Source organism: Neolewinella agarilytica (genome assembly GCF_900110645.1).
Classification (GTDB): Bacteria; Bacteroidota; Bacteroidia; order Chitinophagales; family Saprospiraceae; genus Neolewinella; species Neolewinella agarilytica.
This window is the reverse complement of record NZ_FOFB01000012.1, coordinates 179,812-203,714: the sequence shown is the minus strand read 5'-3', so window position 1 is coordinate 203,714 and position 23,903 is coordinate 179,812. Positions and strand designations below refer to the sequence as shown.

The window sequence follows — 23,903 nt, the reverse complement described above, 5'->3', positions numbered from 1 at the left end:
GAGTCCCAGCTGTCCGGACCAGTGTCAACGGAGGAGGTAGCGGTGTGGGCAATCTCTCCTGTCCAGCGCCACTCGACGCGGTCGCCAGCGGCGATGGTGATGTCGCGGGGGCTGAAGACGAAGTCCTCTGCGTCAACGATGTGGATAGTTCCTTCACTGCCAGTAGTAGCCGTAAGGTTGGTCAGTTCGCAGGGGATGGTACAGTTGGTGGTGGTGATGGAAGCGGTGGCCGTACAGGCCGTGTCGTCCGCGTCGGTGACGATGACTTCGTGGCTTTGTCCGTCACCGGCTAAGGTGAGGGGGACGGTCGTAGTGCCGTTACCGGAGTAGGCGAAAGTCCCGGCTGGTTGGCCGTCTACGGTTAAACTAAAACCGTTAGCAGAGCCGCCCACATCGTTGACGGTGAGCGTTGCCCCGACGTTGAGGTTGGCATCACAGCCGGTTGTTTCCTCAATCGAAGCGGTAAGCTGACAAGTGGAGGCATTGCAGTCTACCGTGGTGACTGTAGTGGAAACGGAGCAGGTGGCGTCGTCGGAATCGCGTATTTCGATGGAGTGGCTTTGGCCATCACCCGCTACGAAGACGGAGGTTGAAGTCGTCCCGGAAGCGTCGTAACTGAACGGGCCGCCTGTGATTGCGGAGCCATCAACGAAGACGTTGTAGCCCGCGCCGGTGCCTGTTGAGTTAAAGGTGATACCTACGGCCACCTGACCATTGGTGCAGTCGGGTAGAACGGTGATGGTTCCTGCCATGCCATTGCCACCGGGTGTGCCGTGAGGGATGCAGTAGTAATTGTGTAGTCCGGCGGAGAGTACCGGGCTTTGGTAAGTAGCTCCGGTGTTGAGCAATCCGGAGTCCCAGCTGTCCGGGCCAGTTTCGGCATCGGAAGTTGCGGTGTGGGCGATCTGTCCGGTCCAGCGCCATTCGACCTGATCGCCGGCGGCGATGGTGATGTCGCGGGGGGAGAAGACGAAGTCCTCTACGTCGACGATGTGGATGGTACCGGCAACGCCAGTGGTAGCCGTTAAATTGGTCAACTCACAGGGAATGGTACAGTTGGTGGTAGTTAGGGATGAGGTGGCGGAGCAAGTGGCGTCATCGGCATCAGTGACGGTAATTGAATGATTTTGCCCATCTCCAGGAACTAAAATGTCGAGGTTTGTATTTCCGCCACTGACGTACGCAAAGGGACTTCCCGCAACCAGGTTCCCGTCAAGGAGGACGTTGAACCCGCTATTGCCTGCGTTTACAGCCATTACTGAAAGGGCAACGTTGACCTGGTAATCAGGTCTGCAAAAGCCGGTCTCCTCGGCGGAGAGGAAAAGGCTACAGGTAGGCGCTTGTCCGCAATCTGGTGCGGTAATGTCCCGACTGAGGGTACAGGTTCCGTCCGTTAGATCGATGATTTCAACGGTATGAAGGGCGCCGTCTCCCGGTAGAGAAAAAGCTACTGATTGCGGGCCAGTACCGGAGTAAGTGTAGGGGCTGCCGGCATGGACCTGGCCGTCAATCACGAGGTTATAACCAGCGGCACCAGCCTGGGTAGTACTAAACGCCGCAGTAAGACCAAAGCCAGACCCGCCAGGACAATTGGCCACAATACTCCCAGCCATACCTGAGCCACCAGGGCTCCCGTGCGGGACGCAGTAATAGCGATGTAGCCCTGGATTTATGATGGTTACGGGAAAGGAAGTCCCGGTTCCACGGAACCCTGAGTTCCAGCTGTCTGTTCCGGTGGTAGCGTCGGAAGTTGTCGTATGACCGTCATCGACAAAATCAAAGGAGACGATGTCCCCTACGGTGATGGTAATCTGACTGGGGGTGAAGGTATTATTGCCCCCATTGCCCACGACGACGGAGTGGGTAGTTCCGCCGTCGAAGTTGAGCTGCAGCCCAGAAAGGAAACAATCAGATCCACAATCCGGTACGTTAACGGTGGTCTGGGCAGAGCAATTTTCCTCGTCTTCAGAGACAACGTTAATGAGGTGACCGAGGCCGTCACCAGGAACTTCGGTGGTCAGGAATACCGGCTCATCGTCCCGGACGCGAAAGGGACTTCCCGGCAGGAGAACGTCGTCGACAGAAACGGCTACGTCCCGGGCGTTGTCCGAAGGGTCGGAGATGGTAATACCAAGGGTAACGGTGCCATCGGGGTTACAATCGCTGATCGTGACGCCGATGGAGAGTGCACAGTTTTGGCCGCTGAGGGTAAAAGACAGTATAAAAAGCGAGGCGAGGGGTAAAAGTATTCGTTTCATGTGCGATTAGCTAACTAGCTGAAAATGTATTCCTGGTGAGGAAGACGTAGTTAGTGAGGGAGGCCTGGCTTTTCAACCTTCCTCTGCACCTGCGTCCCCGCCAATTAAGGAAGACCGAACGAACATAACCCCAATGTTACGATTGTATAGACAATTCTAGCTGAATGGGAAAATTACCCGTCTGAACGGGAAAGCCTTCTGTTACTGACCCTCCAGCCACCGTTTAAAGTGTGGAGATCGTTCAGTACTTACAATGGTTTCCAGTTTACAGAGGGGATTTAGCACCAATTTCACACGGGACTTTGAATAAGCATGCATTTCGGCAATAGCCGCTAAGCGAATGATGAATTGGCGGTTGATTCGAAAGAATTCCGCTGAGGGTACCATTTCATTTAGTTGCTCCAGGGAATAATCGATTGGATAGCGTTTTCCTGAATGAGTGGTAAGGAGTGTAACTTTATCTTCGGTATTGAAATAAGCTACTTCATTCATTTTCACCACCCGCAGCTGGGAACCCACCCGGAGAAGAAATCGTTTGTCAGCCCCTTCAGGAAGCATACTTTCTACCAGCTTCCGATAGTTGATTTCAGGAGCGCCTACATTGAGCCTACGGTGCTTTTCCAGGGCCTGTTCGAGGGCCGGCGCTTTAATCGGTTTGAGTAAATAATCGATAACGTTGACTTGGAAAGCCTTTAATGCATATTCGTCGTAGGCGGTGGTGAAGATTACCGGGCAGCGGACCTCGACATAGTGGAAGATGTCAAAACTGGAGCCATCCGCCAAATGGATGTCGAGAAAAATAAGATCGGGGGAGTCATTATTGAGTAGGAAATCGACACTTGTTTCAACGCTGTCCAACTCACCAATGATTTGAATAGTTGAATCAATTTGTCTCACCAGTTTGCGTAACCGCCTAGCGGCGGCGGCTTCGTCTTCAATGATTAAGGCGGTCATACCTGATATTTATTTATGGAAGTGGGGGAGAGGAGTATAGGAATGCAGACGCGGAAATATTCACCGGTTTCCTCGATGAGCATCTTCTGTCGGGTCAGCATTGCATAACGCTCTTTTAAACTTAGAAGCCCAAAGCCGGTGGAGGGGTCCTTTCGCAATTTGGGTTGGATGGGATTGTACACACATATATGTTTCCCGTTTTCACTTACACCGATGCTCACATGAAGCGGTAGCTTTTTGGAGACGACGTTGTGCTTTATAGCGTTTTCCAGGAGAAATTGCAGACTGAGGGGGACGATAAATCCGGTTGTTTTATCGAGTTGAATCGTTACGCTGAGCTTGTCCCCAAAACGTTTGTCTAGCAAGAAAAGGTAGTCAGCCAATAAGTCGAGTTCTTCTTTGAGCGGGATCGTTTCCTGATCCCGGTATTGCAGAACGTTGCGAAAGAGGTCAGATAATTTTTCTGTATAGGTTACGGCGTCAGTAGGGGCCTCTTCAATCATAGCGACCAGAGTATTGAAACTATTGAAAAGGAAGTGAGGATTGATCTGACTTTTCAGGGCTTCGTATTGGCTTTCGATCCGCTGTTTTTGTAATAAGGATTCACGACGGAGTTGCCGATCGCGGCGGCGAATCAAGTATGCGGCGATAAAAGTTCCCGTCAGGACTGTCAAAAAAATAAACCACCAGCGCCGCCAAAGAGGCGAGGCTATACTGAAGCTGTATTTGCTTGGGCTGGTCCAATCGCCGCCCGACGAGGCCGCTACCCGGAAGGTGTAATTACCAGGGGGCAGTTTTGAGTAAATTATTCGTTGGTTTCTGGTTTCGGTCCAGCCCGGGTCGTAGCCTTCTAGTTGGTAGCGACAGCGGACCTTGTCGGGAGCGGTATACCATAATCCTAGAAACTCAAAGGCCAGGGTATTCTCATCATGGGTAAATTGCTTTCCATTTGGCTCTGGCCGATTATCGGGGTAAATGGTAACGGATTTTAGCACAACCCGGGGACGGTTAACCGTAGGGTGAGGGAGATCCTGATAACGGATGAGTCCGCCGGAACAACCGAACCAGGCTTGACCTTGAGGGCCGGTAACTACGGCATTCAGGGTAGGGCGGAAGTCTGGTCCTCCGGTTTGATTGTCACTAATATTCTGGTAATTCCCTGTAGTAAGGTTTAGTAGGTCCAAGCCTTCCGTATGAGAGACGATTAGTTGCGAAGCCCCCGTAAAGGCCATGCCCGTGATGTTTTCTCCCGACAACGCCTTGCCTGGGTCGAGTGCATAGAGGCTATCATTTACGAGTTCAAAAAGTCCTTCTCGCGCGGTGTTCAACCATAGATGGCCCTTGGCGGAGGTGGAAATAGAATAGACTCTTCGCAAGTCAACGGAATCACCGGTAACAGTTTGTGTATTTCGTAAGTGGGTAATCTTGCCATGGTCCAGCAAAGCCAGCCCTTCCCCATCAGTAGCGAACCATACCCGATCAGGAGTTTCTGCGAGGACCTGATAGATGAAATCGGTTTTGAGCCCTTCGATTTTACTAAACGACAGGAGAGCGTTTGCTAGCGGGTCAGTTTTCAGAACAACTTCCGTCACCCCACCAAGCGAGGCTAACCAAAGGTGATCGCCCTTACCGTCAATAGAAAGAATGCTTCCGTTTAGTAATCCCTCTTTCTGCCCAAGATGGCGCCGTTGGCCGGAAGCAGGGTTAAGGATATAGGCCCCGTCGCCAAAGGTCCCCAACCAGAGATTTCCGAAACGATCTTCAAATAGACTGACGATGTTCAGGTCTCCAGCGGGTGGGAAGATTTCCAACTCTCCTGTGAGTGATAAGGTGAAAAGTCCCCGGTTAGTGCCCGCCCATAATTTTCCGCTTTGATCCAGGTGTACGGCCTGAATCTCTTTTCCTGCGGCCTCTACGAAGGTTAGTTGTTGGTTTGTTCTAAAGAGTCCTTTACTATTGGACAGCAACCATAGTCCGCCTTCGGCATCCTGGAGTAAGTCCTGAATCTTCGTTTTGGCATTAGACTTTCCTGATACGGGAGATAGCGGGAGAAGTTGGTTGTTTTCAAGATTTAGTTGCCATTCGCCATGATTTTCTGTGGCGATGATCAACTCCCGGCCCTCTACCAAAATCAGGTCGTTAATTGGGCCGTAGGGCCACTCTTTAATTGGAGTTTGGAATGTTTTTGATGAGCGATCATAATGAACCATGCCTTTGTCATGGGTGCCGATCCAACAACTCCCCGTCTCGTCGGGGAGGATCACCCGGACAATTTCATCGGGAAGTCCATCGGCCCTTGTAAGATTCGTTACGGACTTTTGCCCATCTTGAAATTTACAAATGCTGATGCCCCCGTCGGTTCCCAACCATACTACTCCGTCGGGCTGGTTGACGATGGTGTAGATATCATTACCCAAAAGGCCATCATCAATATTAAAATTGTATAGGTGAGGGCCAGCAACCACGTAAGCTCCTTCGCCATAAGTTGATATCCAAAGCTGGCCGTCACTATCTTCGGCGAATCCGGTAATGGTGGAGATTGGAAGGCCTTCTTCTGGTTCCCAAGGCTCCAGGGACCCATTCAACAGGCGGTCGACTGAGCCATCAGCATAGCCTACCCACAGTGTGCTATCACGATCTTCAAACACTGCTCGAACATCAGCGGGCAGGCTGTCGTGACGGGATAGGTTAGTGAAAGAATTACCGTCAAAAGAGCATAAGCCGGTTGAGGTTGCGAGCCAGATTAAACCATCGTAGCTTTCGAATAGCATCCGTGGTTGAGCCTCATCCAAGGAATTTGGCAGGCGAAAGTTGGTCCAATGAAACTGTTGAGCAACTAAATTGACGACAGTAAGGCAAAGCCAGAAAACCAAAGGGTAACGTTTTTTCATAAGCCCCTGACTTTCATACGACCGGTCAGTTCTACCCTGATTTCTTCGGCAATTTTCTGGAATACAATACGAGGAATGTCGATGTCATGTTCGCGTAAGAGTACGGTAAACGACGACCTTATATCGAGCACCCCGTCCAAAACCTTCACGGAACTCTTGATAATACGTTCCTGCTCAACACCGTGAATGGTTAGTTTCCCTTTAGCTCTTACAATGTAATCGCCGTCCTGACTTAGGTCGACAGGTTCGATGATCTTACCTAGGAAAGTTGCCGTACTAAACTGGGAACTTTCCATGTAATTTTCTTTGAAGTGCTCCCGCTGTAATGGGTTGTTAAACCCTTCAAAAGAAGAGATGAGAATACTGAAGGCAAAAGTTCGTTTCTCCGTATCAATTAATCCGCGGAGTGCGGTTGATTGTGCTTCAATCAATTCCAAGGGGGCATCGGAAGTAAAAGCAACCTGCCCATCGTTAAACTCAAATATGGTTGCTGACTGGCCAGCAACGGAGCTGAGTGAACAAAAAGCACTAAGGATGATAAGAAAGAAGTTGCGCATTGAGAAGAGTATTCAAAGGGGAAGATACCAGAGTGGAACGTTTTTGGTGAAATGAATCTTGCTGAATGGGATAGTTTAGGGGCTGAACAAGGAGAGGAGTAAAGCAAGAGGGATTTGATTATACATACTGTCATTTTAAGCTTCTTTCAAGACCAAATGGTTACGCCGCTTGAAATACTGATAGATATCCTTCTGCGCACGAAAATTTCCTGGTTCTCGAAAGGTGTTGAGTTGAGTTGCAGAAATGATACGCGCCTTTTGGTTGTCACTCCATTGCATGTCCATAATCCGGCGTAGTTCAAGTCGCAGGAGTTGGTCTTCGATCGGAGTGATCACTTCCACCCGACGGTGCAAGTTGCGTTCCATCATGTCAGCGGAGCCCAGAAAAACCTTCTCCTGGCCGCTGCCGCCAAAGATGTAAATACGTGCATGCTCGAGAAAACGATCGACAATGGAGATGATCTCGATGTTCTCTTCTTTAGAAGGAGCAAGTCGGCAAATACCCCGAACGATCATACGGACTTTTACCCCTTCTGCTGCTGCCTCTCGGATTTTATTGATCACGCTTTCTTCTTCAAGACTATTCATTTTAAAGAAGAGGTAGGCTGTCTTTCCCGCTTTTGCCCGTGCGATCTCTTCATCAATTAATTCGATAAACCTGGTGTACATCGAGAAAGGGGCGACGAGTAACTTTTTACATTTGGGTAAGATCAATTTGCCACGCAGCAACCGAAACACTTGGATTACGTCTTTACCAATACGTGGTCGGCAGGTCATTAGAGCGTGGTCCGTGTATAGTTTGGCCGTTTTTTCGTTGAAATTTCCCGTGCCGATGTAAGAGTAATGGTTGGTCTCTCCATCCGGTTTTTTTCGGAGGATATGTAACAGCTTAGTATGTACTTTAATTTCCGGAATGCTATAACGTACGTAAGCACCAGCTTCTTCCAGCTCTTTGCCCCAATATAGGTTACTGGCTTCGTCGAATCGGGCTTTGGCCTCAACGAAAGCTTCAACATCTTTTCCTTTGGCCAGCGCATACAGCAACTCTTGTACCACGGCGGACTTTCCTGCAACCCGATAAAGCGTAATACATATTTTTTCTACTTCAGGATGATTGGCAGCCTCTCTGATCAGTCGGGGGACGTAGTCATATTGCTGGTAGGGGAAACTCAACAGCAAGTCGCTGGCTTCCATGGTTTTCATTATACTGCCTTTGTGGCCCAGGCGTGGATGTGGCAACGGGGGCAACTCAGGATAGGTAAGGTCTTCACGTCCGGGCGGTAGGGGAAAGCGAAAGAAATCCATGAAGTTGTGGTACCGCCCGGCCATTATCATATCATACCTACTGAGGTTCAGAACTTTTTTTAGCCGTTTTCTGATCCAGCTCGGCATTGCCCGGTCGAAGAGGAATCGGGTTGGCAGGCCATCTTCACGGTCTCTGAGTCGGGCAGCTATTTTATGATGTAGTTCTCCATCAAATTCGTCTTCAATGTATAGTTCAGCGTCACGGCTTAGCTTGAAAGAATAGCCGAAAGTTACCTCCCGATCGATCCATCGACTAAGGTTAGCCCGGATAATGCTGTCAAGGAAGATAACGTAATAGCCATTTGTGGCATCTGGGGGAGAAGGCAGAACGATGAAGCGAGGGAGGGTTTCAGAAGGTATGGGTACCAGGGCTACTTCTTTGCCGTCCTGCGAGGGTTTCTCATTGAAGTGAACTGCCAAGCAAAGTTGGCCGCTCTTTAAAAAAGGAAGTTCGGTAGAATCCTCATTGTTCTCAGGCAACCAGTGCAGGTGCAAGTTGGGCTTAACCTTTTTGTCAAAATAGTCAGTGGTAAAGGCTGCTTGCTCTTCCGTCATCTCATCCCCGTGGATCAAGTGAATGTTCTCTTCCTTTAGTTGAGGAAGAATTTTCTTACGGAAGATTTTGTCAAAAATTTTTTGTTGTTCCCGCACCTTGGCGCGGATGATCCTCAGTTCATTTTTCGGAGTAAAATCGAAGAGATTCTTACGTTCTGCCTTGTTCACTTTTTTGAATTGACGCAGACTTGCCACCCTTACGCGATAAAATTCATCGAGGTTAGAGCTATGGATCGCCAGAAATTTTAATCTTTCGTAAAGCGGTACCAAAGGATTATCCGCTTCCTGCAGCACGCGCCGGTTGAAGTGAAGCCAGGAAGTGTCCCGTTTAATGAGTGAGTGTTTCAAGGTGAAGTGTAGTTTCTTTTAAAAGTAAGAGGCATTGGGATTGTCATTTCCACCAAAAAGTCTGAACGGGAATATTTACCTGTTGAGCAGGTTGCACTTTGAACCCGAATCTAAATTGCGTCGTAATTATTTTTTATTGGCACCGTCAAAAGGAAGCACTTCATGTACTGCTTTCGGCGTTAACGCCTTCATATCTTCAAATGCTTGTGGCCGCACCCATAAATGGGACCTCCAGCGGTGAAAGATGTTCTGGATGTACTGCTCTATTAGCCTTCTTATACCTGCGTCCACCCCCTCTACAGGCAGTGAAAGTATTTTCCTCCCAACAAGGCAACCCAGATGCAAGGACCAATTGAAGCAGCTTTGTTTACAAGTTGCTTGGCCACATAACCCGTTCAGCTAGCAAACATTCCCATTCAGACTTCTTGGCATAATCGGCATTGCCAGTGCATCCTACTTTTATAACATTGAATGAAATATTGGGAATGAAGATTACGGAGAAACATATCCTTCAAAAGAAGGATTCAATGAGAAATCTATCTGTTTCCTCTTCACCCTAGCCTTTAGTGTTGTTCATGTGTTTATTTTTTGAACGGGATCATACGCTGTGAGAGGCTAGTGTGATCCCGTCTTTAGGCTAAAGGATAAGCTTACCTTCCTTGCTGCTTTTAATCCTTCCACTGCACCTGCGTTCGCGCCCTCTAACCCACTGGATCGACTTTATCAGTTCTTGCTAAAGATGCTTTATAGCGAAGCTGACTATCTTCAACCGTTCAGGGAGCAACGGCTTAGAGCAATCAGAGAAGTCTCTTTTTGATCGAGACTATTGAGGAATTTTATCAACGCTGTTTCGCCCTTTGTTAAAATTCAAGTTTTTGTGTCAATGCTCTAATACCGTTAAGTCTTTGGACAAGTAGTTCTTAAGCGGCCTTTCGGAAAGTAGCCCGGTAACATCTAGATAAGCTATGTAGGAAAGCATTATTCCATATTGTATTTCCTGAAGTAGTAATTCAATCTTCAGCGTGTTCTCACGAAGTTTGAGTAGGGCAAGTGGAGGAGTCTCTGCTATTTTCCTGTATTCTTGAAGTACAAATTCTGACTGCCCTTTCTCTATTTGAGAGTCGACTAAATCATATTTTTCAATTTGATTACTAAGATCCTGAAGCAGAGCAAAAGCTTCCTTGTCTAAGTCATTGGCCAGGGACCTAAGCTGGCTTTGCGATTCTAAAATATTGATTTTCAACTCATTCAATTCCCTCGTCGATGACCTCCTTAGTGGAACATCAAAGCCAATTCCAACGGAAAAACTTTTTTTTAAATGGGTCATTCTCATTGTATCCGTATTTTGCCTGAACATACCCAATAGAAAAGGAGGAAGCCGAAAGTTCCATTTCGTGCTCCAACATTACATTATAAAGTTGTGCAGAACGTACTTCCAATTCTGGATGCATCATTTGAACCTCTTCATCTATCCCCACGATAATGGCTTTCAAATCTTCTATTCCCGGCAGGATATTGGGAGCTAGAACAATAGGTCTATCTGATTTTAGCATTTTTTGGATGGTCCTTTCTACAGTACGAATAGAACTTTTCAAGCTGAGTATTTCTCGGCTATTTTCTTGAGCGTCATGCGTCACACTTATTAACTCAAGAACATCAAAGTCGATTAAATCCACACTTCTCTGTAACAGTGTTACCTGATCATTGAAAAGAACTTTTTGCTTATTCTTTACCTCTAGTATTTTTTTCAAATAAATAAGATCAACCATTAAATCATAGCGCTCTTTCAAGGCTCCACTAAAAGCCGTTTGCAACTCCATTTCGGTCAAATACTTAACGGATTCTTGGTATTGCTTTTGAGTTTTGATATTTTTCAAGCTATTCGGCGACACGCGTAATACATATTCTTGCTTTCTCCAATCAAATTCATTGGTCTCTGTTCTAAGTTCCAAATTTTCAATTATAGGGAGATCAAAAGGCAGGGAGTTAAAGTAGTACAACTTTTGGCGTTGGAACGAGACAAATTCTTCCTGATTGGCATCTAACAAGAAAGAGGCGACAGTTAACTGGTCCTGGCTATAGCAAGTGAAACCGACAAACAATAGGAGACAAGAAAGAAATATGGTTTTCATAAAAGAGATATCCTTTTTAGATTTCTTAATTAACAGAGTGGTTCCTGTACTCGTGCTTTATAAAAATTAACCTTTCTCTTCTTTGCGCTTTAAGATTACCTTCTCCTTTTGAAGGAATGTGTTATTAGATGGAATAGCAATTTGGATCTCTCGCCCATAAGTCTTGAAATCAGGGTTTTTCCGTAACCGTTCTGGTATTTCGACGATTCTTGACCCCATTCCGATTACAGCACCAACACAATTAGTATTCAATTGCACACCTGATTGAACAATTATGCTGTCTCCCATACTGATGTTGAGCAGCAAACTTTCTAAGACATAACTTTTAACTTGAGTCGGATTTTCTTCATAGAAGGTAATAAGTGTTGTAAAGGAAGGGAGTTGCTCTCCAACCTTACAGAAAATAGAACCGATCACACCATCGCTAGGCGCATAAATAATCAAATTTTCTTCTTGTTGATGAACATAGCCTAACTCATTTTCCAGTTTTTCGATTTGAATCTTCAAAGGATTTTTAGAACCATACAACTCTTGTTCCAATTTTCTAATTTCAGCTTCTAATGGTTTTACGACCAGGTCCATCTCTTTTTTTAACCCTTCTATCCTGATCCTTCCAGGACTACGTACGTTCTCTCCCCTTGCAGGGGTAATGCTTTCAAGCCCTTGGGCCAGGCTCTCATTAATGGACATTTTAGACTCTAATTGATCAATCTGAGATTGAATCTCGCTTTGCCTGGCAGTTTTTTGAGCCTTCAGGCTTTGAATGCTGCCTTTTAAACTTGATTCCCAAATTTTGTACTGGGATTTAAGCGCTGCTACTTCATGATTCAAATCACTGGTCGCCAGTTCAAGGCTAGAACGAGTTGCCTCTAATATTACATCTCCTTTTGCGACCTTTGACCCTGCTGAAACATTCACCGCGTCAATGATAACTGGACTCTCCAGACGGATTTCTGTTTCCTTATTTTCTGCCAATCCGAAAAACACAAATGTTTCGTTTCCGTATTTCCAATTGTACCCTAACAGGAAAGTGATTGTCAGTACGACTGCCAGGAGGTATAGATTTATCTTTTTCATAGTTAGATCTTTTCTGGGAAATTCTCAAAGCTTATTTTCAGAGACTCCAGGGTTTCTAGAGCCGACAAAGCCGTATCCAGATTTTTTCCATCCTGCTCATTGATTAGCTTGAAGTGATATTCATAATCTATCTTCTTGTCTGGCGGATCCCCCTCTACAATTCCTTTAATTTTTGGCGTATAAATCTGAGATCTAGTTTTTGTATATCTGCTGCAAAAACGATTTAAAATTGCCTCTAACTCTGGCACATCTTCAGAGTATTTAGGGACGTTAAAACTCAAGACACCAACTAAAGGAGACATCCTGCTCATGGGGCTATACTTAAGAATAAACGTGACCGTGCAAAACCCAATAGTTCCAACAATTCCAATTACAAATCCGTATACGCCACAAGCAATACCTGCCGCTAAGGAAGCAAAAGTGAAAACCATATTGCGCGGTTCGCGAAGGTTCGTACGAAACCGAATAATAGCCAATGCTCCTAGCATTCCAAGCCCTCTTGCCAAACTGTCACCAATGGCTTGCATTACCATTGCAGCAACAATGGCCACTAATATGATAGCTTGCAAAAAGTCAACTGGAGTCTTCACATAACGCGTCGTTTTCTGGTATGTAAACGCAATTAGCGAAGACAGTAAAAATGACAGTAATACAGTAAGAAGTATTGTCATAAAAGTAGGATTCTCAGTACTTCCCTGTAGTGTCAAGTAGTCTAGCATATACCAATGTATTTTATCAGATTTATCATTCTTGAGAAACAACTATGCTCTACAGGCATTCCATTGAAAAGCCTAGAGATTTAGTTGCAGAACGATAACTGACGCTTAGTTCTCGTTTAAAATCAGGTGCAATTTGAGCCAGATTAGGCTTAAGAAAACCTCCTTCTTCGCCGAACGGGAATAATACAGGGCTGAATGCGCCTTTAGGTGGAGCTGGCCATTCGTTTAGAAGCATTGCCTCCTGGTTCGAGCAAGAGGAGCATCGATAGCTGTGATGAAAGTAGGGGGCTGAAAGGGGGGAGAGATGGGATTACAAATAAAACACTCTACTTAACATAAGATTAATTATAGGCTGCATGATTTCGCCCTGAAATAGCTCTACACTCAGCCATTAGCCGATTGGTTATTAGTACAAAAACTGATCCCGCAATTCTAAAATATCACTTTGCTTTCTTCGGCCATTTTTAGCACTGACACCTTCCGATCCTGCTGCTCGATCAGCGAGAATCGAAATCGGCCGGAAGTTTCCGGAACCGAGTACGGATACAAGGACTCCAGTTGCTCCATGAGCCCTTCGAGACGAGGTCCCTTCCCACTAAGGATGAAGGCTCCTGGGGCAAAAGTCAGATTAATTTCATCGTTGAAGTCACCGTTTGACTGGTAGGCGATGGCTCCTGATGGCTCTTGCTTCAGTAGCCACTCGTCACCAAGCCGCTGGTTGATGGCATCGATGACGTGGAGCTGGAGGCGGGGTTCGTAGGTTTCGTGAGCCTCGATGGCCAGGTGCGCCCAAGCGGGTACGCGCTTGGTGATGTTGGTGGCTGCATTTTTGCGGCCGGTGATGCGATCGATGTCGGACCAGGCCCAATTCATGGCTTTGCGGAGTGTGTCAAATCGATCTCGGATAGTAGGCATAACTGAAATTTAGCGTGAGGGCAAGGGGCAATTCATCAATTATCTATTATCACATGCTTCAGAATATCGTGGCGGTAGGTTCTGACGGTGCCATAGCGCTCGTCGTGCGTTTTACCGGTGTCAGCACCTTGCTCCTTGCTCTTGGCTACAGCAGCTTTGCCCCAGGCTTTGGCTCGAGGCAGTGGGCAGTCAATTTTGTAGAGGCTACAGAAACCGGCGATTGAGTAATAATCTTCGTCCTTAGAGAGGATCTTAGCTTCTACTTCGGTGATGCGGGAGTCGAAGTCTTGGTTAACGAGTTCCTGGTCATCGAAGCGTTGCGCGATCTCGCGGAGAACGTAGCCGAAATTTTCGTTCTTGCCGCGGACTTCAGTTTTGCCGGAGGTAAGCAGTTCACGAATTTTCTTGTAGACCCAAACCTCAAACTCAGGAGCAAGCCAACCCGCGAACTTGAGTGCCAGGTGCTCATCCATCCAGGTGCCCTGGAGCTCTACATCGTTCCCTCCTTTGACGATGCGTAGGACTTCTTTTGGGGAGCCTCCTCTCTTGTAGTCTTCTTCCAATGCCAAGACGAACGACTTGGTGGAGTTAAGACGAAGGAAGTCGGCAGGAGCCTTTTTAGGAAAAGGTTTTGCCATCTGCGTAGCGTTTACCATGGATTGGCCGTCGACAAACTCAAAAGTCACTACCTGATTATTATAGTTGAATTTCCGGACGTCAGACATATTAGATGTTTTACCGATATGGGGATTCCCATAACGGTGTCTAAGATACAACTATATTTAGTATTAATACTAAATTAACAGACCAAATTTACGTTCGTTCTGTGGATTTGCAAAACGGTCGTAGCGAATGAACATAGGGTGCCAGCATATTATTTTGCGCCTTCACCCTAACCTCGCACCTGCGGCTGCGCCCGAAAAACGGTTGCTGCCGAAAGGCTGGTGACCTCTCCCTTCTTTTTACTTACGGTCGATTTGGAGGGCCAAACGGTTTTCTTCAAAGGCTCTACCACAGCAGAGAAAGGCGGGCTGGTTAATTCGAGCCTTTTTCTTTGTGCATAAACCGTAACGTCAACTCCGTCGCCCCACCGCCTTACTGGACAATTAAGCGCCGAGTGGCCAGAACATTGTTAGCGCTTAATTTGACGATGTAGCTACCTGCGGGAATTCGATCAAGATCGATTACGAAAGAAATATCTCTTGCAGATTGGGGAAGATGCTTCTCGTAAACGGTCTTTCCTGTCACTGAAACCAGTTCGATGATGGCTGGTCCAAAGTTAATGTGAGTGGTTTCTACCGTTACTGATGAGGAAGCAGGGTTTGGGCTAATTCGGAGATAATCTTCAGTCGTCTCCGTAGTCGTTGCAACGGTGGACAGGTCTACCTGCTGAGTGGTGGTTTCTACACCGCAGACTGAGGTTACGGTGAGCGTTACGGTATAGATTGCTGCACTGGGAAACTCGTGGGAGGGCGCGGCTTCGGTGCTGGTGGATCCGTCACCAAAATCCCATAGATAAGTAGGTGTGGTGCCGGAGAAAGTGGTGGTATTGGTAAACTCGACGGAGAGGTTGTTTTCCGTTGTGAAGTCGAAGCCGGGCTGGGGAGGATCAACGATGGTGATCAGTTGCTGCTGGTTCAGGGTATCGATCTGTAGTCCGTCGGACACGATGAGGGTAGCGGAGTATGATCCGGAAGCATTGTAGACGACCGACGGGTTCGGAGAAGTTGACGTAGCCGGCATACCGCCGGGGAAGGACCAGTTATAGGTGAGTTCATTGTCGTTGAGGCCATTGATGAAGGCGACCGTGAGCGGTGAGCATCCCTCGGTAAGGTCAGTGGTAAAGCTGGCGATTAGTGGCTCGGCGGGAGTGAAATCAACGAAGTGGGCGAAGGGAAAACGCCAGCTGTTGGCCGTTGGGAGGCCACCGAATTCGATGATGTAATCACCTGCGGCTACGTCGGCAGAAAGGGTCATTTCGCTGCGGCCTTCGGATAGTCCGCTGGCGATGGCATCGTCGTTGGTGATTGGGAGGATGGCGACGGCGAAATCGTGGACGGGAATATTGCTGACGAGGACTTCGATGCGACCGGCAGTTGGAAGGGTGATGCGGAAGTCGTCGTAATCGGCATTGTCGCCTGGGTTCTGAGGATTATTGGTGGGTTGTTCGGAGACGAAGGAAAAGTGTAGTTGCTCCAGGGGGAGTTGGTAAGCGATGTCCTCGAAGTCCGGTTCATCGAGCGCACGGAGCATGATGTCGGTATTCTCTTTATGGATCTCCGTGTGCGCGGTGGTTACCAGAAAGCGGTCGGCGTGCAGGCCGAGTAGAGGTGGTGGGGCTGGGAGGTAGTTGTTAAGGTCTGCACGGTCGGCGTCTACGACGCCGTCTCCGCTGAGGGAAGGCAGGTTATCCCCTACCCCAACGATACAGGAGTAATCGACGCCGCCAATAGCGGGCTTTTCGTTGAGGCCTATTATAAGGTCTCCGACGACTCCGTTGGCATTGACGTCGTTGTTGTAGAAATTTGATACTGCGCTCTCGAAGCCGCCATCCAGGAACTGGCCATTGAAAAAGAGACTTTGGTAACGGAGGTCACGGGTAGCTTCGGAGCTTTCGTCGATGCCCGTGAAAATGGAGCCGAGTCCTCCGCTGTTGAGGTTACTACCACCGTGGGGAGTACCGACGGTCATGAGTTTTGCGATGTGGTGATCGCCGTCATCCTGCCAGAGTTCTGGATTGGTGAGGTACTGGCGGCCGGCGAGTCCGCCCATGCTGTGGCCGACGATGATGACGCGATCGACGTCGGCGAACTGCATGATTTGGTTTACAGCGTCGCGGACAGCCCACCCCTGTTTGACGATGGCGGACTGGTTGCTTTCAAAGTTATTGAAGGGAATGCCATCGTCGCTGACGAAGAGGTCGCCGCTGGCGTTGATGTCAAAGTTGAGGGTGTAAAAATCACCGAGGCCGAGCTGCCCTGGATCGACAAAAGACAGAATGTTGCCGTCGGAGGTCGTTTGATCGTTATCGGGGTTGAGGCAGTAGTCGAGGCGGCCGCCGTAGACCCAACCGAGTTCGCGCTGAAGTTCACTACCGAATTCATTCCAGGTTTTGCTATTTCCATTGAGGCCGTGGATGAAGAGGACGGGATAGACGAAGCGCTGACCACCGAGACTGCCGCCGGGGAGAACGGTGAAGGTTCCGCAGTTCGGGCCCGTACCGGCACAGAAGAGATTTTCTTCATTGGACTCGGGGACGTCGTTGAAGGGATCAACTTCGAGGGCGATGAAGTGATTTCCGGTTGGGAGCGTTGCAGCTGTAGGGTAATAGAAGGTGACATCATGACTTTCTCCGGGTGCAAGGGAGGGAATAGCTACGCGACTGATGACTTCCTCGGCGGCGATGGTTTGGTCCGTGGAGTAGTATACGAAGAGGTAGTTTGCTCCGGCGGTAGTGTTTCCAATATTCGTGACGGTAGCGAAGGTCGTCAGAACGTCTCCGCGATTGATGGCTAATGGTTCGAAGCTGGCGGAAGATAACACCAGGTCCGCCTGAGCGTAGGTAAAAAATGAAAGGCAGGTGCTAATGAGTAGGGCGATGGCGCGCATAGGGAAGTATCCGTAGGTGATTGCACAAAGGTAATAAGAGGGTGAAGGTACAGCCTGGCAGCCATGGTTGTATGAGGTCAACAATTCCTAAATAGCCTTTTTTTAGCTGGGATAGTTCAATTAAGTGTGTCTGGGTTAATTAATACCTGAGGAAGGCGAAGCCTTCCGAAGCCCGTAGTCTCCGCTCAAGTCTCTGGCCCTAGGGCCAGAGACTTGAGCGGAGACTACGGGCGCGCTTTTTTAAGCGCTTGGGAGGTGCTTGGTAATACGCTCACCGTACAGATCGATAAGGTCTCTCATGATCGATTTACCGGACTTCCAGGGTTTACTAGACAAGGAGAATCGGGAACCCTACCGTTATGGCGGTCGGCGGCTGGATGGTTGAGTTAAGCCGGAAAAGGAGCAGGATGGGGAGCAATTGAGCTTGTTTTGAGTTGTATGGGGCGGTAATTGGTGTGGGAAGTTGATTGCTGATCATAAACTTAATTATAGGCGGCAAAAAACCGCACTTTACACGTCGGAATGTATCTAAAAAATGAAGATTCCGACGTATATTGTGCATATGAAGACCTTACTAACCGGTAGAGAGAATGAAATCGAGACGCTTAAAAAAGCGCTGGCGTCTGATGAATCCGAGATGGTATCGGTGATCGGCCGGCGGCGGGTGGGCAAGACTTTTCTGATTCAGTCGGTGTATCGAGAGCGAATTGCTTTTGAGATTTCTGGTTTACAATACGCAGAGAAGAAAGACCAACTGCGCAACTTCCATCAACAACTGCGCCGGGCATTTCCTGATCGTGCGGAGCTGCCGGTTCCTAAAGACTGGCTGGACGGCTTTTTCCAGTTGACGGAAGCGCTGGACGCTACGGACGACGGCAAAGGCAAGCGGGTGATCTTTTTTGACGAGGTTCCCTGGCTGGCTACGCATAAAGCTAAGTTTTTGATGGGCCTGAGTTATTTTTGGAACAGCTGGGCGGTGCAGCGCAATGTGGTGGTGGTGATCTGCGGCTCTGCGGCTTCCTGGATGATCCGGAAGGTGCTGCGGGATAAGGGTGGGCTGCACAATCGGGTGACGCGGCGGATACGGCTTAACCCGTTTAATTTGGCGGATACGGAGGCTTACCTGAAGGCGCGTCACGTAAATATGAACCGTCGTCAGTTAATGCTACTGTACATGGCTATGGGTGGGATTCCTCATTACCTCAAGGAAGTGGAGGCTGGGGAAAGTGCGGCGCAGGCGATTGACCGGATTTGCTTTTCTGATGATGGTTTGTTGCGGGATGAATTTCAGGCTTTATACCCGGCCTTGTTTGACCAATCGGAGTCGCACGTAAAGGTGATACGGGCGCTGGCGAAGACACAACAGGGGTATGACCGCCAACAGTTATTGAGTAATTCCAAGGTCACGGACGGTGGGTACCTGACACGGGTACTGGACGAACTGACCGAGAGCGGGTTCATTAGCACCTACCCTATTTACGGGAAGAAGAAAAAGGGGATGCGCTACCGGTTGACGGATCAGTACTCGAGTTTTTATCTGCGGTTTATTGAGCCAAATGCTTATGGTGGAGCGGGTAGCTTTATGGCCTTAAGTCAAAATCAGGCATATAAAAGTTGGTGTGGTTATGCCTTTGAGTCCGTTTGCTTACAGCACGTTCCGCAGATTAAGGAGGCGCTGCGGATTGGGGGGCTTTACACGCAATCTTCTACCTTTTATCAGGGAAGCACTGCAGCTCAGGAGGGGGCACAGATCGATTTATTACTGGACCGAAATGACGGGGTCATTAACCTGATAGAGACGAAGTTTTACGACGGCCCCTACCGGCCGGATAAGCGAACACTTGAACGACTGGAACAACAGCGGCGGGTGTTGCAGGCGGCAACTAAAAGCCGGAAGCAGTTGAGCTGGGTGCTACTGGCTGCAGAGGGCGGAGAGCAAACGGTGAATAGTCAGGGGGTGATTGATCATTTTCTGGGAGGGGATGATTTGTTTCGACGACCGTAACTGACTATACTCAAAGATAAAATTACCTGTATGGAGTATTGGGGCAAAATGGAAAACGTAACGGAAGAAGCGGCGGCGCTGCAGGTGAAAATCTACGCTGGTTTCCCCGGGAGTAAGCGGATGGAGATTGCGGCCAGTTTCTTCAACTTCGGGGTGCTGGGGACACGTGAGTGGATAAAGGAACAGAATCCTTCGTTTTCGGAGCTGGAGGTTACGCTGGAGTTTGTCCGGATGAGCTATGAGGCAGGAGAGATCGAGGATTGGCACTGGGAGCACTTTCAGTCGATTATGGCGGGGAAGATTCGGCGGGATTCGCTGCGTGGCTGCCTGGCGGCGGTTTCGGGTGATGATGAAGGCTAAGGGGCTGGATTACAATGAGGTAGCTAAGCTGGCTGGGTTTAAGAATGGAGGAGTAGTCAAAGCCACGGTTACCCGGGGGCTGCCACATTTTGCTCGGTTGTTGGTGGTGATGTGGGAGAGGAATTCAGTAGGCGAAGCAACATAAAATCCTCTTACCCTTCTCGCGTCGAAACTTTAACGGCCTTGGAAATTGACGTTTTCTACGTCGGAACCTGTCCTACAATTGAGATTCCGACGTGTATTGTGAGCATGAAGAACTTGTTGACCGGTTGACTACTCCCCTACTCTCTATGTGATGATTGGTTTAGCATAATGACCAGTTGGTAACCCAGTCATACCTTTGTGTAGCTCGCCTTCGGGAGGTTGACCGAAGCTCAGGCAATTGATTGAGTACTGGTTGAGTTCTAAATTACTCAAGTAGTGGCGCAAGTGGATTCCTCGACTGGGTACTAAGGACAGGAAGATTTTCACCACTTAGTCCACTTACTAACCCCCGTCCGGTTATTCGTACTTAGCTGAATAAAGTAGGTTCCTGTACTTAACTCAGGCACAGGCAAGGCGAGCATTAACGGACCGGGCGAAAACCCGCCAGCCCATTGCTTTTGTAGTACGCGGCGTCCCTGGAGGTCGTAAAGGTCCACAACAATCCGCTCCGAGTATTCCTCCAACTCGGCGGTCAGGTTAAGGTCTTGCCGGCCCGGATTGGGGAATACCGAGAATTGCAATGCCAGCGCATCCGGGTTTCGGGTAGCGGTCAGTACATTCATCGTTGTATTGGTAATGATGGGCTCATTGTAATCGAAGTAAATAGCTGCCGAATTTTCGATAGGAGTACCCGGAGCCAGGTCGGGGCTGAGTTCGATATCAAACCGGACGTAGCCGTTGCTTCCCGCCAGGGACGTGGTGGAATCGGGTAGCAGAATGTTGAAGAAGGAGAACACAAGAATGTTCTTCTGTTCGATGTTTATGGTAACCGGATGAGAACTTGCGGTGAACCGAAAGCTGTTCAGATCGAAGGTCTCCCGGTCAAGGGTATCACGGACGATGACGGTGAAGGCAGTATCCGTTCCGGTATTCTGGAAGCGGATGGTGTAGTTCAGCAGGGAGTCGGCCGGGGCGAGGGTTCCGCTCTCCCCTACTCCGTTCGGGAAGACCTGCTTGTCGTTTGGGTCGTAGGAGCCTACGATGACGGAATGGCAGGCAGCTTCGTTGTTGTTGTAGACCGTCTCCATTTCGTTGAGCGAGAGACTGACGCTACTGACAGCCTCTTCGCCGAGCTCCCCGATTACCGTACCCCTTACCTTGAAATTGAGGTATGCCTGGTGACTAAGGCTCGTGCGGGACAGCCAGGTAATCTCGTTCGTCACGGGGTCAAAGGAAGCGGGCTGGGGAGAGATGTAATTCACGTCGATCAGCGGACTAATGGTGGCGTTTAGGTAAACAGTATCAAACGGCAGCACCCCGTTATTTCGGAGCCGTATGGTGCTGGTTTGCTCGAAGCCTGGGCGGGGAGTACTGCAGTTGATCGCTACTGCGGCGTCGTACACCGGGGCCCCGCAGTAGTAGATAGCCGGAACGGAAACCTGCTGACCGAGAGTGGAGATGTTTACTGTACCGGGGGAACAATTTTCCGTCAGATAATCCTCGCTGAGCGCATCGGAGGTGATCTCAAAAACGCCCGTCTCGGGGAGTACCAGCGTATAAGCCCCTGCATGGTTGGTGTAGGTACACTGGGTGTAGTCGGTGGAGGTGGCGCAGATCTCGATGCCGGACAGGGGGAAATAGTTGCTGTCTGCTGCGCAGACACAATCGGTATTCAGATAAGCGTAGCCGGATATGGTGGACAGGCATGGTTCCGTAGCGGGCAGGTAGAAATTCTGGTGGCTTTCGCAACCCTCGTCGTCCGTAACGGTAACGGAATACCAGCCCGTAGATAAGTTGGCGTTGACGGGGCCTTCCGCCCCGTCGCTCCAGGCCACGCTGTAAGAACCCGTTGCGGGTTGCTCCACCATTACTTCGAGTTCGCCAGTGGCGTTGTCGCAGTCGGGCCGGGCGTTGACCACGACGTTAAAGGCAACCGCCGGTGGCACGTAGAACGGTAGGTTGAACAGGGTGCAGCCCTGGGGTCGTTCGATCCTGCTGGCACTGTGCCATCCCGGCGGGACGTTATCTATTGTGAAAGTGGAATCCCAGGAGCTGTTGCTCCCGGTAATGGACCACAGCACCCGGTCGGCTGGTGGGTCGACGACGAGGGTGACCGAGCCGCCCTCATCGGTACAGTCTGCCGGTGTCACATTGAAGGTAGTTGTCACCGGGCCGATGGTTTCCGGAATCCGGGTATGGATATAGCATTGGTCGTCGTAGCCGGTACGGATCTCTACCTCTCGGCTTCCGTAACTGCTGCGTAAATTTTCGTGAATTACCGGTGATTCTTCTGCGGTTACGGAACTGCCGCCGGTGGCCCAGATACTACTCCGAAATGGGCCGGGGGCGTCCAGGTTGATGGTGAAGGTTCCGCCGGTTGGGGTGGTGCAGGAGGTCAGAGGTATCAGTTCTGTACTGACGATGGACGCCTCGTTGGCGGATACCTCCAATTGCATGGAGTCGGTTAGAACGTACGGGCCTAAATGAGCTGTAAGCCGATATTTTCCGGCGTTTTCCGGCTGCAAATTTTCCAGCGTAAATTCTTCCTCGTTTGTCGAAAAGCCGTTCGGACCCGTCCAGCGAACGGAGTCCAGGTTACGTCGGGCCAGGACGTTGTTGAAGATGCCGAAGCGCAAATACAGTTCGCTGCCCCGGCAGATCGGGTGGTCCGGTTGGTAGATTCCTATCCGGGTGTTGTTGTCGAGGGAATCGGGGAAGGCATAAGTTCGGCTTCTGCCGCCACGGCAACCGTTACTGTCGGTGATGAGTAGGGTGATCCTTCCGTCGTAGTACGATGAAACGTCGGGCCAGACGAGATTGGGCAGGTCGGAATACATGCCATTGGGGCCAGTCCACAGGAACTGATAAGGAGGTGTTCCACTTTCGAATTCCGGTTCCAGGACCAGGGTGTTCGGAGCGTACGCCAGCTCGTGACTGGATAGGCTTTCTACGCTCGGCTGGGGGTGGAAGGTGATGTCGTGGAAAGCCGAATCTACGCAACCTCCCTGGGTAACGGCTTCCAACCGGTAAGTCCGGCTTCGCGGACCACCGCCGGAAAGGGTAAGCTCCGGGCCCGCCAGGCTAAAGTTGGATCCGGGCAGCGACCAGTTGTAGTTGACGGGGGTAGTGTTTCCTCCGTTGAGTTCCACTTCGCCGCGAAGTTGGACCCTCTCGTTCAGACAGAAGCCCGTGGGGCCTGCGATTGACAGGTCGATGGAAGCCGCCTGAACGTTGAAGGTATGGGGGTGAGTTTGGCCGGAGGCGTCGGTCACCGTCAGCCCGTATTGACCCGCACAGAGGTTACGGATGGTGTCTGTCGTAGCCCCGGTTGACCAGGCGTACGTTAGGGGAGTGGGTAGTTCTTGCCCATCATAAAAAAACGCGCTGCCAGTGCAGGCACCGTTGCAGTCATCGCTGAACGTCAGCACGCCGGAGCAGTCCGTTCTTTTCAGGACGCAGGTGGCCGGCGGGGTGTACCTGCAGTCGACCAGGGCCTGGTAGCGGAAGTAATCGACGCCGCACCAGGTATCGTCCGGGGTATAAGTTGCTATGCCTTCCGCGTTGATGGTCAGCTCGCCGTAAGCAGGAGGTTGGGTGATGAGAAAGTCGGTTAGGCCGGTTGAATCGTTGGCGCTCAGGTCGGTGTTAACGGTTTGGCTGCCGTAGTGGATGGTATCGGGGGTGATATCAAGTAGGAGGGTTTCGCCGCTCAGCGAGTCACTCAAAACGACGCTGCAACCCGACGCGTCGGTTATTGTCACCGAATGACAAATGGCCTGGGTAGCCTGGGCGCCGAAGTAGGTAATGGAGGTACCGGTGTGCCCATTATCCCAGAGGTAGGTGTAGGGCGGGGTGCTTCCGGTAATATCGGTGGGGCTTAGTCCCCGGCAGCCCGGAGGGTCAAAACAAATGGAGCGGGCCATGCGGGCTTGTAGAGAGCAGGGCTGAGGCAGAGATTGGGTCTGGAGGGTGCCAATGGTGAGTAGGGAAAGGAGGAAGTAGAGAAAGGGTTTCACGGTTGGGTGTTTAAGGCTAAATGAAAGTAAGATACTGTATTTAGAAGATTAAGATCAG

General features: G+C 49.7%; 15 protein-coding genes. 2 read left to right on the top strand and 13 right to left on the bottom strand.

The window, feature by feature from the left end:
* The 12 genes from BM123_RS12425 to BM123_RS12370 form a co-directional block, all read right to left on the bottom strand.
* A partial coding sequence (locus BM123_RS12425; RefSeq protein WP_139211868.1) for a cupredoxin domain-containing protein occupies positions 1 to 2,258 on the bottom strand: 2,258 nt, incomplete at its 3' end.
* A 201-nt stretch (positions 2,259 to 2,459) separates the two neighbouring features.
* Positions 2,460 to 3,212, bottom strand: coding sequence for a LytR/AlgR family response regulator transcription factor (locus tag BM123_RS12420; protein ID WP_090168954.1), 753 nt, complete (start codon positions 3,210 to 3,212; stop codon positions 2,460 to 2,462).
* Complete coding sequence (locus BM123_RS12415) at positions 3,209 to 6,103, bottom strand: two-component regulator propeller domain-containing protein (RefSeq protein WP_090168952.1); 2,895 nt, start codon at positions 6,101 to 6,103, stop codon at positions 3,209 to 3,211. The genes BM123_RS12420 and BM123_RS12415 overlap by 4 nt, the downstream gene beginning before the upstream one ends.
* Positions 6,100 to 6,660, bottom strand: a complete 561-nt coding sequence (locus BM123_RS12410) for a YceI family protein (RefSeq protein WP_090168950.1) — start codon at positions 6,658 to 6,660, stop codon at positions 6,100 to 6,102. Before BM123_RS12410 ends, BM123_RS12415 begins: the two co-directional genes overlap by 4 nt.
* Before the next feature lie 135 nt (positions 6,661 to 6,795).
* The gene (gene ppk1 / locus BM123_RS12405) at positions 6,796 to 8,868 is read right to left on the bottom strand and encodes a polyphosphate kinase 1 (protein WP_090168948.1); all 2,073 of its coding nucleotides are present in this window, start codon (positions 8,866 to 8,868) and stop codon (positions 6,796 to 6,798) included.
* Positions 8,869 to 9,748: 880 nt separating this feature from the next.
* On the bottom strand, positions 9,749 to 10,195 hold the full coding sequence (locus BM123_RS12400) for a hypothetical protein (protein ID WP_139211867.1): 447 nt from the start codon (positions 10,193 to 10,195) through the stop codon (positions 9,749 to 9,751).
* Entirely contained in the window at positions 10,152 to 11,000 is an 849-nt protein-coding gene (locus BM123_RS12395) for a hypothetical protein (protein ID WP_090168945.1), read from the bottom strand. The genes BM123_RS12400 and BM123_RS12395 overlap by 44 nt, the downstream gene beginning before the upstream one ends.
* Positions 11,001 to 11,066: 66 nt before the next feature.
* Positions 11,067 to 12,077 (bottom strand): HlyD family secretion protein, encoded by a 1,011-nt coding sequence (locus tag BM123_RS12390; RefSeq protein WP_090168943.1) that lies wholly within the window; start codon positions 12,075 to 12,077, stop codon positions 11,067 to 11,069.
* Between the two features lie 2 nt (positions 12,078 to 12,079).
* The gene (locus tag BM123_RS12385; protein ID WP_175489360.1) at positions 12,080 to 12,748 is read right to left on the bottom strand and encodes a DUF4956 domain-containing protein; all 669 of its coding nucleotides are present in this window, start codon (positions 12,746 to 12,748) and stop codon (positions 12,080 to 12,082) included.
* Positions 12,749 to 13,228: 480 nt separating this feature from the next.
* Positions 13,229 to 13,711, bottom strand: coding sequence for a hypothetical protein (locus tag BM123_RS12380; RefSeq protein WP_090168939.1), 483 nt, complete (start codon positions 13,709 to 13,711; stop codon positions 13,229 to 13,231).
* Positions 13,712 to 13,746: 35 nt separating this feature from the next.
* Complete coding sequence (locus BM123_RS12375; RefSeq protein WP_090168937.1) at positions 13,747 to 14,436, bottom strand: KilA-N domain-containing protein; 690 nt, start codon at positions 14,434 to 14,436, stop codon at positions 13,747 to 13,749.
* A 370-nt stretch (positions 14,437 to 14,806) separates the two neighbouring features.
* Positions 14,807 to 17,320 carry an alpha/beta fold hydrolase gene (locus BM123_RS12370; RefSeq protein ID WP_090168936.1) on the bottom strand — a complete coding sequence of 838 codons (2,514 nt, stop codon included), beginning with the start codon at positions 17,318 to 17,320 and terminating at the stop codon, positions 14,807 to 14,809.
* Between the two features lie 562 nt (positions 17,321 to 17,882).
* On the opposite strand from BM123_RS12370, the gene BM123_RS12365 reads away from it, so the two are divergent.
* Together BM123_RS12365 and BM123_RS12360 are read left to right on the top strand one after the other, a co-directional pair.
* The gene (locus BM123_RS12365) at positions 17,883 to 19,325 is read left to right on the top strand and encodes an AAA family ATPase (RefSeq protein WP_090168934.1); all 1,443 of its coding nucleotides are present in this window, start codon (positions 17,883 to 17,885) and stop codon (positions 19,323 to 19,325) included.
* Positions 19,326 to 19,355: 30 nt separating this feature from the next.
* Positions 19,356 to 19,685 carry a hypothetical protein gene (locus tag BM123_RS12360; protein ID WP_090168932.1) on the top strand — a complete coding sequence of 110 codons (330 nt, stop codon included), beginning with the start codon at positions 19,356 to 19,358 and terminating at the stop codon, positions 19,683 to 19,685.
* 467 nt (positions 19,686 to 20,152) lie between these two features.
* On the opposite strand, the gene BM123_RS12355 is transcribed toward BM123_RS12360, so the two are convergent.
* On the bottom strand, positions 20,153 to 23,845 hold the full coding sequence (locus tag BM123_RS12355; protein WP_090168930.1) for a DUF7619 domain-containing protein: 3,693 nt from the start codon (positions 23,843 to 23,845) through the stop codon (positions 20,153 to 20,155).
* Between the last annotated feature and the right edge of the window lie 58 nt (positions 23,846 to 23,903).